General features: G+C 67.7%; 5 protein-coding genes. 1 reads left to right on the plus strand and 4 read right to left on the minus strand.

Annotated elements, in window-relative coordinates; translation table 11 throughout:
• Positions 1–340: 340 nt before the first annotated feature.
• From B124_RS12030 to B124_RS12040, 3 genes are all read right to left on the minus strand, one after another.
• A complete protein-coding gene (locus B124_RS12030) occupies positions 341–916 on the minus strand; it encodes an RNA polymerase sigma factor (RefSeq protein WP_496502746.1) in 576 nt (191 codons plus the stop codon).
• Between the two features lie 69 nt (positions 917–985).
• Complete coding sequence (locus B124_RS12035) at positions 986–1,489, minus strand: hypothetical protein (RefSeq protein ID WP_496502747.1); 504 nt, start codon at positions 1,487–1,489, stop codon at positions 986–988.
• Between the two features lie 20 nt (positions 1,490–1,509).
• On the minus strand, positions 1,510–2,988 hold the full coding sequence (locus B124_RS12040) for an FG-GAP and VCBS repeat-containing protein (RefSeq protein WP_496502748.1): 1,479 nt from the start codon (positions 2,986–2,988) through the stop codon (positions 1,510–1,512).
• A gap of 387 nt (positions 2,989–3,375) precedes the next feature.
• Between B124_RS12040 and B124_RS12045 the strand changes: the two genes are divergently transcribed.
• The gene (locus tag B124_RS12045; protein ID WP_496502749.1) at positions 3,376–12,213 is read left to right on the plus strand and encodes a DNRLRE domain-containing protein; all 8,838 of its coding nucleotides are present in this window, start codon (positions 3,376–3,378) and stop codon (positions 12,211–12,213) included.
• A gap of 695 nt (positions 12,214–12,908) precedes the next feature.
• Here the strand turns inward: B124_RS12045 and B124_RS12050 are convergent.
• On the minus strand, positions 12,909–13,625 hold the full coding sequence (locus tag B124_RS12050) for a DHHA1 domain-containing protein (protein WP_496502759.1): 717 nt from the start codon (positions 13,623–13,625) through the stop codon (positions 12,909–12,911).
• Positions 13,626–13,699 lie beyond the last annotated feature (74 nt).

Consider the following 13,699-nt stretch of genomic DNA (forward strand, 5'->3'; position numbering starts at 1 on the left):
GGCCAGGCTCGACACGCACCAGTTGGGGGCTGAAGCCGGTGTCCAGGGGGCGACACGACCCATACGTACACGCCGCTGGCGCGGACGACCCTCAAGCTGCCGGGGGCTTGACCAGTGCGCACGCTCGAACCCCTGGCAGGGGGCCCAGAACATGGGAACAGGGAGAGAGCCCGGGGAACGGGGGTCAGCTGGTGATCACTGAAACCTTCCGGGTCAGGCGATAGACGGCCGGTCGCCGTTCGTGTCCTGGGCAGACACCACACAGACGGGACGGTCATGAGGCCTGGTCACCGGCGCGTGAGCTCCAAGCCGGTCGCCCTGTCTGCTGTCTGGTCACTCGTCAGGTGGCGGCCGAGTGCTCGTAGCCGCGGTGGGCGGCGGTGCGTACGGCTCCGTGGGTCTTGCCGAGCACGCGCGCGGCGGCGGGGCCGTTGAGGCCGATGACGACGCGGAGCATGACGGCCTGGGCCTGGTCTGGTGGGAGGGTGGCGATGAGCGTCAGGGCCTGTTGGGTGGAGAGGCGGTCGAGGGCGTCTTCGGCGGTGTCGGTGCCGGCGGGGAGGCTGAGCGCTTCTTGAGGCAGGGGGACGGTGGGCAGGCGGCGGTGCTGGCGGCGGTGGTGGTCTGTGGCGCGCAGGCGGACGATGGCGGCGGCCCACGCGCGGAAGTCCGCGCCTTCGCCGTGGAAGCGTGGAAGGTCGCGGGCGATGTTGTACCAGGAGTCGGCGACGACGTCTTCGGCGTCGTCGCCGACCATGCTCCAGGCGTAGGCGAGCAGCCGGGGATGGACCAGGCGGTAGACGGTGGTGAAGGCGGTGTCGTCGCCTTCCTGGGCGAGACGGACGGCTTCGGCCAGGGCGGTGTCCTCGGCGCGTGGTGGCCGAACCTCCCGCGCTGGGCGTAAGTCTGCTACCACAGCGCCACCAGAGCCTCCTGAGGTTCGCTGCTGCCGGTCGGGCTGGGATCCGGAGGGGTCGGTATCTCCCTACGGGCGCCGGGGTGGGATGTCGGCGGTGCAGGTGGCGCGTCCGTAGGCGCCGTGGGCGGTGGCGGTCTGCAACTGCCTGCCGCGCAGGGCGATGGTGCAGGTGGCGCGGCCACCCTCCTTGCTCAGGAGGATGGCTACGGTGGCGGGGCCGCTGCGTGGGGTGACTTCGGCGTGTTTGTGCCAGGGGAGCCGTGCGTCGGTGTCGCGTCCGGAGGTGCCCTTGCCGGCGATGCCCGCGTGGTAGGTGATGTCGGCTCGGCCGGTTCCGGTGACCTCGTACGAGACCGGGGCGGTGTAGGGAGGGGGAGGATCGGCCCGGCCGCGGTCGGCGCCGTGCCAGGTCAGGGCCGCGGCGGCGATACCTGCGGTGGCGAGGACGCCGATGGCGACGGCGGTTCGGCGGCGGATGCGGATGTCGGGTGTGGGCTGAGCTTCCGTATCCGGCTGAGGTGTCTGCTGGTTCACAGGCTCCGTGGCCGAGGAGGGCTGGTGGTCCGTCACGGCTGCTCTTCTCCCGGATGTCAGGGCGCGAGGACGTCGCCGATGTGGGATGTGGTGGGCAGGGTGAGGTCGCCGGGGCCCAGGTAGTCGCCTATAGCGGGTTGCGGGCCGGTGGCGGTGGCGCCGATGACGAGGACGGTGCCGTCGCCGGTGTTCTCGCCGCTGGAGCCGGCGGCGAGGTCGGCGTGGCCGTCGCCGGCGAAGTCGGCCAGGGATGCGGCGGTGCCGATCCGGTCGCCGTCCTCGACGGCGCCGCTGAGGCCGTTCTTGCCGGGGTAGTAGGAGTCGGAGCCGGTGCCGGTGAGTCCGGTAGCGGAGCCGTAGAGGGTGACCGCGGTGCCGGCGTCAGGGTGGGCGACGGTGTCGACGGTGAGGTCTTCGCCGGGGGAGCCGACGAGTACGTCCGCGTTGCCGTCGTCGTTGATGTCCCCGGCGGCGACGGAGCCGCCGAACTCGTCGCCGGCTTCGTTGTCCCCGGGCACGCCGGCCGTGGCCTGGTCGATCGTGGTCTGGCGGGTTGCGGACAGCCCGGTGGTGGCGCCGTAGTAGGCGGTGACCTGCCCGGCGGTGCCTGCCTGCGGCCGGCCGACGACGGCGTCGGCGATGGCGTCACCGTTGATGTCGCCGGTGGCCAGCGAGACGCCGCCGGCGTCGTCGAGTACCTGTGCGGTGTCGGTGGTGATGCCGTCGGCGGAGCCGGGCAGCAGGTACAGCGGGCTGGTGCCGTCCCAGGAGGTAAAGGTGACCAGCGCGTCGGTGTAGCCGTCGCCCGTGACGTCACCGGCGGCGGCGTGGGCGTTGGCCGCCGATCCGAGGGAGGCGGGCGCGGGCTGCAGGGGCTGCTGCGGGGCAGTTGATCTGACGGTGCGGGTGGCGCCGTCGATCCACCACAGCGCGTACGAGCCGGGGCAGAAGGCCAGGACGTCGGCGCTGCCGTCGGCGTTGAAGTCGCCCACGGTCAGCGCTTCGCCGCAGCGGTCGCCGTCGACGCGGATGGCGGACGGCGCGTGGAACATCCTGGTGTCGGCGGTGAAGCCGGTGGCCGAGCCGTAGAGCAGCGTCAGGCCGCCGATGTCGGTGTGCCCTGAGGTGTCGTCCTCGCCCGGGGCGGCGATGGCGAGGTCGGCGTAGGTGTCGCCGTTGATGTCGCCGTAGGCGGTGGCGGCACCGAAGTCGTCGCCGGTCTCGGTGCTGCCGGGCAAGGCGACGCCGCCCACCGTGCTGTTCTGGGTGAGGGTGGTCTCGGCGGAGGCGTCGGGTCCTGCGGCGGCGCCCGGTACGACGGAGACGGCACCTGCACGGGTCTTGGTGCCGTCCGGGGCCTGGGGGACGCCGACGGCGAGATCGGCCCTGCCGTCCTTGTCGAAATCTGCGGTGGCCGGTGCGGCGACGGCGCCTGCGGGTGTCGGCAGGGCCAGCGCAGCCGCTGTGACGACGATGCCGAGGACGGTGCGCCGGAGCGTGGAGCGAACGCGTAAGCGGGCAGGCTGAAGCGCCATCACGGGCTCCTCGAGGTGACGAGCGTGCGGGAGAAATGGCGCCGCGGCGGTGGGGACCGGAGGCTCCTGCCTGCCGCTCACACACGGACTCGAACGGTTATACACCGGCGGTTGACTACGCAACAGGGCGCGTTCGACCACTCGTTGCGCAACTCACAGCAGTGAAGGCACAACGAAGGGTGAAGTGTGACGTGCGTCATAACTAAGCCTTGAGGTGTGACAGTTCACGACCAACAAGCGGTTTCCTTCCCGAGCCTGCATGCGAGCACCTGCGGGCTGATGACGTGATTCTTCATGACGAAGTGTCAGAGGTAGCGCCGTGCCTGCGGCCTGCCCAGGGCGAGCGCGCTCCGCCCCGGTGGAGTGAACCTCGGGAGGAAGTAGCTGATGAGCCGGCTCCGCAGACTGCTTGCATCCGCAACCGCAGCGGCGATCCTCGCTACCGGTCTCCCGCAGGTCGCCTACGCGGCGCCGGCCTCAGGCAACGGTGGCGGCAAGGGCTTCATCGACACCGTCAAGGACTGGCTCGGCGGCGACGAGGACGAAGGGAACGACTCGCCGCCCGCCGCCGAGGTGGAGATACCGAGCCGGCAGAAGCTGCCGAAGGCGCAGGCCGCGCCGAAGTCCACACGGGTGCGGGAGCTGGCCGGCAAGCGCACGCCCACGGCCCGCTACTGGAAGCTCGCCGACGGCCGCACGCAGGCGGAGCTGTCCGCCCAGCCGATGTCGTACCGCTCGGGCGACGGGTGGAAGCCCATCGATACCGCCGTCCGCCGGAGCACTCGTGCCGGCTTCGACTTCACCAACACCAGCAACACCGGCCGCAGCTACTTCGGCGCGGATCCCGCACGGCTGATTCGCCTCGAAGCGGCCACCGGCCAGTCGGTCACCTTGGGCCTGGCCGACGCGGACGGCAGGTTGAAGCCCGTCGCCGAAGGCGACGCCGTCACCTACCGCGAGGCCGCCGCAGGAGCGGATCTGATCTACGAGGTGGGCCGTGGCACGCTGAAGGAAAGCATCGTGCTCACCGAGCGGCCGCAGGCCCCGGTGTCCTTCGCCTTCACCCTCGATGCCGAGGGCCTGACGCCGAAGACGATGAAGAACGGCACCATCGGCCTGTTCAAGACGGACGCACGGCACCCGGCGATGGTGATCCCGGCCGCGTTCATGACCGACGCGACAAAGGACGCCTCCTCCCCGTACGGGCACGCCGCGTCCACCAAGGTCGCCCAGAAGCTGACCCGCGACGGCAAGGGCTGGAGACTCACCGTCACGCCGGATGCCGACTGGCTCGCCGCCGACGAACGTCAGTACCCGGTCACCGTCGACCCGACCATCACCTACGCGCCCCCGCCGTGCTCGGATGCGAACACCGAGGGCTGCCTCTCCCAGGGCGTGATGGTCGACTCCTCACAGCCGGACAAGAACTACAACGGTGTCGGTACGTCCAAGACGGGCAACTGGCAGCTGGGCGTGGGCACCACCGGCACGGGGGTGCGCAGGTCGCTGCTGAAGTTTCCGCTGGACGGCATCCCGGCCGGGACGAAGATCGACTCTGCCCGCCTCGGCGTCTTCTACGACCAGGTGCACACCACGAACGCCTTCAACGTGACCGTGGAGGCCCACCGGGCCACCGGATCATGGGAGCAGACCACCGCCACCTGGAACAACACCAGCGACCTGGCCGGTGAGCTGTCCGGCACCACGGTCCAGATCGACGACGGCGACGCGGGCACCGCGGCCGTCGGGGAGTGGCCGCGTGTGGGCACCATCGGCGGCGTCAACATCGGCAACGACTACACGACGAACAAGAACAGCCTCACCGGCGAGAGCTACACCCTCCAGCCAAGGGTCGCCGAGCGCGCCAGCTATCGGGTGGATGCCCACTTCGGGCCGCTGTCCGATGCCACCGCAGCCGCCCCGTACACCGTCCACCACCAAGACAGCGACGGCGCCGCCACGACCACCAACCTCACGCTCGACCAGCGCACCAGCACCCCGGCATGGAAGCAGCTCGGCGGCTCGCAGATGTACTTCGGCCGCGGCACCACCGGCAAGGTCGTCGTCGGCGACACCGGCGACGCGACCAAGCGCACCGTCGTGGACGCCATCCGCCTGGTCAACCCGGGCGAGCTGGTCAAGGACGCCGGCGAGGCGAACGAATGGCACCGCTTCCCGGTCACCGACACCGTGCAGAAATGGGTCAACGGCACCGCCAACCACGGCTTCGTGCTCAAGGTGCGCGACGAGGCACCGGCGACGCCCCGAGGCGGGCCGCTGTACGAGGCCAGCGAGTTCGGCTACGGCGGCGAGACCGCCACGTACCCGAAGCTGACTGTCACCTTCGGCCGGGTCGGCACGGCGCTGAACCCGCCCACCGTCATCCACGACACCGGGCCTGCGCTCTCCTGGGACGCCTACGACAACGGCGACGCGGGCGACGCCGGTGACGACATCGTCGAGTACCAGATCCACCGCAGCGTCTTCCAGGGCTTCACCCCCAGCGCCGCGACGCTGGTGGCCCCGCTGGACAAGGCGGCCACCACCTTCACCGACACCTCCGCACCGGCCACCCAGCCGGATGTCAACGGCGGCGGCCTGGGACGGGCGTACTACTACCAGCTGGTGGTGAAGACCCGCGACGGTCAGTTGCTCGGCTCCCCGGTACAGCTGGTGCGACTGCCCCTGGCCGGCCGTACCACCCAGATCATCCAGACCCAGGACGGCATCAGGGACACCACGGTCTCCTCCACCCAGCAGACCACCGCGCACGACAGCCTCCCGGACGAGGAGGTCACCAGCGTCCAGCACCCGTGGCTGTCGGTCGGAAACAACCACCCGGGTCTCGGCACGACCCGGGCGCTGCTGAAGTTCCCGGTCAACGCCTCTGTCCCCGCCACCGCCACGGTGATCAGCTCGACTCTCGATATGTGGGGGACCTCCACGGCGCCGAACGCCAACGGCGCGGTCTACCGGATGCACCCGCTGACCACCTCGTTCGACGAGTCCGCCACCTGGGTGAGGGCGACTTCGTCCGGCAACTGGACTACCCCTGGCGGGGACATGGGTGCCGCGGACGCCTCCACCGTCACGGGCGCCACCAACGACCCCCGCCGCTACCGCTGGGACGCCACCTCGCTGACCCGGAACTGGATCGAGACACCGTCGAGCAACCGGGGCCTGGCGCTGCGCCTCGCGGACGAGGCGTCGCCGTCGGAGCGCACCGCGTTCCTGTCCTCTGAGGCGGCCGAGACGCAGCTGCGCCCGCAGCTGCAGGTCACCTATGTCGACTCCACCACCGAATCGACGTACTACGCGCCGCAGACGCCGTCGCGCATGGTCCCCAACTCCACCTACACCGTGGACGTCACCCTCACCAACACCACCGATACCACCTGGAGCACGACCAGCCACGAGTTGTCCTACCGCTGGTCCCTGCCGGACGGGACCGACGCCACCACCTCCGGCAACCAGCTGGCCACCGCGCTGCCGGCCACGCTCCAGCCCGGCCAGTCGCGGGTGATCAAGGCGCAGGTGAAGACCCCGATCAACTCCGCCGAGGGCAACAAGCGCTCCGACTACGTCCTGACATGGGACGTGCGCAACAAGTCCACCGGCCAGTGGCAGTCCCAAGGCACCCCGGCCATCGCCGGCCTGGCACAGAACGTGGCGGTGGAGGACCCCACCTCCGACCGGCTGGGACTGGAGAAGTTCTACGCCTACACCGGCGCGAACACCGGCGCCGGCTCGACGGTGATGAACAACCTCGACGCCGGCAACAACGTCTGGTCCTACAACCCGATCAACAACCCCGGCCGCGGCCTGAACACCTTCTTCCGACTGGCCTACAACTCCATGGACACCTCCGACACGGTGTCCGGCTTCGGCGTCTCCGCCCAGGCATCCGGCCCGATCCGCCTCGGCGCCCCGCTGGACTTCCACCCGAACCCCAACCCGACCGAGGTGCGTCTGCCCGACGGCGACGGCACCACCCACGTCTTCTCCAAGCAGCCCGAGGGCAGTTTCAAGGCCCCGCGCGGGGTGCACTACAAGCTCACCCCCAAGGCCGGTCTCGACTGCACCCCGGACAAGGACCCGGTCACCGACGCCTGGACGCTCACCCGCCCGGACGGCACCCGCTTCCTCTTCGGCTGCGACGGCTACCTCACCTCCGCCGTCGACACCAACGGCAACACCCTCACCTTCACGTACGAGGAGCGGCACTCCAACAACAAGCCGCGCAAGTTCCTCAAATACACCACCGACCCAGCGGGCCGGCAGAGCCTGACGATCGACTACTGGCAGAAGGGCCAGGACGGCTACCAGTACGCCACCGAGACCGGGGACGTCGCCGGCGACGCCGGGAAGCTGAACAACTCCAAGATCTACGACCACATCAAGTCGGTCACCGACATCTCCGGCCGCACGCTGAGCTTCTTCTACACCCAGAAGGGCCAGCTGGGCCGCCTTGAGGACGGCAAGGCCGACGACACCCTGACCGACAAGGTGTTCAAGCTCACCTACGACGCCGACCAGGGCAACAAGAACGTCAAGCTCGAGTCCGTCACCGACCCGCGCGGCAACCCCACCCGTCTCGTGTACCACGAGCTGCCCGGTGACCCCCGCCAGCACTGGCGCACCAAGACCATCACCGACCGGCGCGGAAAGAACACCGGCTTCACCTACGCAGAGAACAACCTCAACCCCCAGTTCACCGACACCCACGTCACCGACGCCCTCGGCCGCACCACCGACTACACCGCCAACGACTTCGGCCTCTCCCTGGAGGTCACCAACGCCAAGGGCCAGCAGACCGAATTCGCCTGGGACACCGACAACAACGTCACCCTGCTCACCGAGGACAACGACGCCAAAACGGCGTTCTGCTACGACCACAAGACCGGCTACCCCAGGTGGCAGCGCGACGCCGAGAGCAACGCAGCCGGCGTCCCTCCGGCGACCGACTGCGCACAGGACGACCCCACCAAGGTCCCCGCCAACGCCACCACGTACGAGTACCGGACCAGGATCGACGGCTACTCCGCCGACTTGACGTCGAAGACCAGCCCCGAGGGGAACGCCTGGGCCTTCGGCTACGACGCCTTCGGCAACCTGCTCACGGTCACCGACCCGGAGGGCACGAAGACCACCGGTGATGCCACCGACTACACCACCCGGTACACCTACGACACCTTCGGGCAACTGTCGACGACCCAGGACGCGGAGCGGCATCCCGTCACCCGGTTCGAAGACTACGACCCCAGCGGGCTGTCGCAACGCATCGTCGACCCGGGAGACAACCCGACGCGCTTCGTCTACGACGAACGCGGCCGGGTACTGAAGGCCACCGACGCGCTGGGCGGCACCAGCGAACAGGATTACGACGCATACGGCCGCCCCACCGGCAGCAAGGTGTCCAAGACCCACGACGACGCCACCGGCACCGCCACCTACATCACCACCCGCGCGCCGGAGTACGACGGCAACGACAACGTGCTGACGGCGTACGCGCCGACCGGCGCCGCCTCCACGGCGACGTACGATCCGATGGACCAGGTCGCCACCGCCACGCCGCCGGCGAACAACAACGCCACCGGTCGCACCACCGAGTACGCCTACGACCCGGTGGGCAACCTGCACAAGGCCACCGAGCCGAAGGGCGTCAACACCCCCACAGTCGGGGACTTCGAGACCACCTACGGCTACGACGACATCAATCAGCTGACGTCCGTCACCAACGCCGAGGGCGACACCCTCTCCTACGAGTACGACAACGTCGGCAACCAGACGCTGGTCATCGACCCGGTCAAGACCGCCAGCACCAACCCCGACGACTTCACCACCGAGACGGCCTACGACCTCAACCACCGGCCCACCGACGTCACCGATGCCGAAGGGCACACCGAGACCACCGAGTACGACCGCGACTCACGGCCGGTGGCCACGACCGACCGGGCGCAGAAGCGGACGGAGGTCGACTACGACGGGCGTGGCCTGGTGGTCGAGCAACGGGTGCCGTACGACGACACCACCACCCGTACCACGAAGTTCCGCTACGACCAGGTCGGCAACCGCACCAGGGTCGAAACCCCCCGCGGCGTCGCCACCACCGACGTGGCAGACGACTTCACCCAGCGCATCATCTACGACGAGTTGAACCGGCCGAAGCGGCAGTACCAGCCCTACGACCCGAACGACGCGCGCTACAACGACCCGGACATCTTCACGGAGACGACGTACGACGCCATCGGCAACGTCTCGACGGTCTCCGCGCCGCCGTCAGAGGGCCAGACGGTGCGCAATGACACCGTCTATGAGTACTTCGACACCGGCTGGATCCGCACCGCCACCGACCCGTGGGACATCAAGACCACCTACGACTACAACGATCTGGGCCAGCAGAAGAGCCGACGGCTGATATCGGCAGGCGGCTCTTCCGAGCGTCCGATGGACTGGGCCTACTACCCTGACGGTTCTCTGCAGACCAAGAGGGACTCCGGTGTCCCTGACGGATCGGCTGTGGTCCTGGTCGACAACTCCGACACCCAGCACACCTCCACGTCGGGGTCCTGGGCGGTGTCGAAGTCCATCGCGCTGTCGGGCGATCCGAAGGACACGGGGTTCAACCACCGCAGCCAGGCATCAGCGGTTGGGTTGTTCACCTGGCAGACGGTCATCCCCCGCGACGGCGAGTACACCGCCTACGTGAAGTATCCGCAGAAGTCGGACGCGGCCGCTGCCACCTACCGCATCGACCACGCCGACGGCCAGGCGACGAGGAAGATCGACCAGGCTGAGAACGCCGACCGGTGGGTGGAGCTCGGCACGTACCGCTACAAGCAGGGCACCAAGTCGATCACGGTGTCCGGGACCGGGCAGGGCACCGTCAGCGCGGACGCCGTCAAGCTCGTCCGCTCCTACGACGCGGCAGCCGACACCGAGGAGAAGGTCTTCGGCTACCGCTACGACCCCAACGGCAACCTCACCGACATCGACGACACCAGCTCCGGCGCCAAGATCGACGCCTACACGGTGGCCTACACCGGCCTGAACCAGGTCGCCAAGGTCACCGAGAACCTGGCTGGTGAGGAGAAGAAGGCCACCGCGTACACCTACGACGCCAACGGCCAACCGGAGACCGTGACCCACCCTGACCAGTGGGCCGGCTACACCTACAACACCCGCAACCTCATCGGCACAGTCAAGATCGCCGACACCACGTCGGAGACCGACCCGACACGCAAGACCACCAGCTACACCTACACCCCCCGCGGCATGGTCGATACCGAGACCAAAGCCAACGGCAACCTCCTCGACCACGACTACTACGCCAACGGCGCCCTGAAGACCAGCCGCGAAACCAACGACGGCACCCTGATGGCGTCCCACACCTACGACTGGGACCCCAACGGCAACAAGGCCGAAGACGTCTTCAGCCGCATGAACGCCGACACCGGCGCGCTGGCGGACACCACCAGCACCTACACCTACGACCCCGCGGACCGCATCAGCGGGCTCGACAAGACCGGTCTGGGTGCCGGCACCGAAACCTACCTCCATGATGCGAACGCCAACGTCGTCGAGCAGAGCGTCGATGGTGTGACCACCACGTTCGACTACACCCTCAACCGGCTGCAGCAGGCCACAGTCACCGGTGACGGCTCCGGCGGCCTCACCTCGGCCTACACCTACGACCCTTACGGACGTCTGGAGACGGTCACCGCCGACGGCAAGCTCCTGGAGCAGAACACCTACGACGGCTTCGATCACGTCGCCGAGCACACCAAGCTCCAGCCAGACGACACCACGGCGACGACGACGTACACCTACGACCCACTCGACCGCACCACCGCCAAGACCACCGGCGCCGGCACGACAAATTCGAAGACGACCGACTTCACGTATCTCGGCCTGTCGAAGGAAGTCCTCGACGAGCGGGTCGGATCCGAGATCACCAAGTCCTACCAGTACGGGCCGTGGGGACAACGCCTGTCGCAGATCACCCACAAGTCCGACGGCACCCAGCAACTCGGCGTCTACGGCTACAACAGCCACTCCGACGTCGAAACCGTCACCGGCGAGAACGGCGACACCGACGCCACCTACGGCTACACCGCCTACGGCAACAACAACGACCCCGAATTCACCGGCACCGACAAGCCGGACCCCGCAAACCCCGACAAGGACGCCTACAACCCCTACCGGTTCAACGCCAAACGCTGGGATACCGCCACCAGCACCTACGACATGGGCTTCCGCAACTACAGCCCTGGCCTCAACCGCTTCCTCACCCGCGACACCTACAACGGTGCCCTCGCCGACATGCAACTCGGCACCGACCCTGCCACCAGCAACCGCTACGCGTTCACCGGCGGAAACCCCACCACAAACATTGAACTCGACGGACACGTGCTGGCCTGTGGTGGCGAGGGCAGCGATATTCCCTGCGGTACGGACACCATGACCCGCGGCGACGGGAGCATCTCGACCGGTAAGGAAGGTGAATCCACCGGAGGTGGCTACATGGGCTTCTGGGTCGAATACCCGGAGTACCACAGCATGACTGGTGAAACGGAAATTTGCACCCTTCACCACGCCATCTTCCGAAACGACGGCACGCGTGAGGAGAACGGCGAACCCACCTATCACTCGGAGGACCCAGACCCGCCCTATCTCGAATATTCCACCCCTAAGCGGGGAGATGATAGCAGTGCGTGGGATCGGGCTTGGGGTTTCGTTGAAGGCAAGGCCGGGTCAGTCGGAACGTATGCGGCGAGTAAGTATGGTCAATTGAGTGGCTGGGCCAATACTAGGGGCCTCTGCCTCTCCGGCGGCGCTGCGTTCGGCGCGGGAGTGCATGGCTCGGCATGTGTCGTGGTCGTCGTGAATCCGGAAAAGGGCATCGAGATTGGTTGGACAGCTACGTATGGATTCCACTCTGGAAGCCCGGGAGCGGCTCTTACTGTCGGTGCGATGAGTAGTAACGCTGACAGTGTCGAAAATCTCGCCGGGGACTCTCTCGGGTTTACCGCTTCCGGAGGTGACTTTGTCGGCGCCGAGGTTGACTACGATTACGCAATCAACACGAAGAATTCTCGTGGGGAGCAAGTGAGCAACGTGTATGGCGGTGCGGGGCTCGGCATAGGAATCGATGCCGGCTACTCTGTCAATCACACCTACTCTGGCTCGTGGTCGCCGTCTGATTTGGAGTGGTGGGCGAGGTGATGTTGACACCGCTGCGCTGATGCGTGTAACGTCCGCATGATAATTCGATGCCATGTTCTGATTGGACCGAGTGCGTGGATGTGTTGTTTTTGATCTGGTGTGGCGTCGTAGTGGCAGGCGGAATTGCTGTCGTATTCAACGTTGCAGGCGCGGCGAATAGAGTATTCGACGCGCTGAAGAGGTACTCGCTGACGCCGGTAAATCATGCCACTCCCGCAACCCTGAGAGTAATCGCTGGGGGGATGTTGATACTGGCTGCGATTATTATCTCAGTGGGGATCACGCACTCGGGATCCGGCTCCGCCGGACGGTGATATTCGAGCCTCTCACTATCAAAAAGGTGAGGGTTTCAGAGTGATCGCCGATCGGGCGACGGTGGTGGTGCAGCGGGCGCGGGCGTCCATGGCGGCGGCGGTGCCGGTGAGGTGGGTGTAGATCAGGGGAGTTTCGCAGCGTCCGCGCGGCTGCAGCCTGCCCGGCAAGCGCGCCAGAACCGTCCCGGCCAGGCCCCGGACGGCCTCCCGGCTTGAAAAACAAGCAACGGGCCAGGCGCCACGACGTTGGCAAGACCGTCAAACGCGCCGAATCGATCAAGGAGCACCAAGCCCAGCGAGGTTAACCGTCAAGCTGAGGCTTGACGTCCTGGCCATGGAGTTGGTTCGCCCGGAGGCTGGGCGAACCAACCACGGCTGACGTCAGTTGTTGCTGATCAAGGTGGTGGCATCCTCGACTGCTACGGCGAGGGCCTCGTCGAGCTTTTCGGGGCGGCGCCCGCCGGCGCTGGCGATGGCTCCGGTGCCTCCTCCTCCGCCGCCGACTGCCCTGGCGGCGCGGGTGAGGATCTGGGCTGCTTGCGCGCCGCGGGTGGTCAGTTCCTGGGAGATGGCTGCGATCAGCAGGGCCTTGCCGGAGTGGCGCATGGCGAGGAGAACAACCGACTGTCCTGCGGAGAGTCGGGCCAGGGCGTCCGTGGCCAGCATGCGCAGTTCGTCGGGGGTGACGTCGGTGATCTGCTGGGCGACGAGCTGTCCTTCGCCGACGTGGCGGGCGTTGTCGGCGAGTTGAGCGGCCTGGGATCGCAGTTGGGCTTTCCTGGTCTTGGCGAGCTCGGTCTGGGCGGTCGCAAGGGCCTCCAGGCGCCTGTGGAGGGTGTCGGGTGCGTCCTGGGGGCGGGTGCCGAGCAGTGCGGCCAGTTCGTTCAGCAACTGTCGCTCGGTGTCGAGGTGGTGCAGGGCCCCGTGCCCGGTGAGGGCCTCGACACGGCGGAGGTTGGAGCCGNTCGAGGATTCGGACAACAGGCGGAAGGTGCCGACTTGGGAAGCGTGGGCGACGTGTGTGCCGCCGCACAGTTCGCGGGAGAAGTCGCCGATGTCGACGATGCGGACGGTGTCGCCGTATTTCTCGCCGAACAAGGCGAGTGCCCCGGCGGCCTCGGCATCCGCCCGGTCGGCGTACCAGGCCCGTACGCCGGGGTCGTCGAGGATGT

This window comes from Streptomyces sp. CNP082 (genome assembly GCF_059570535.1).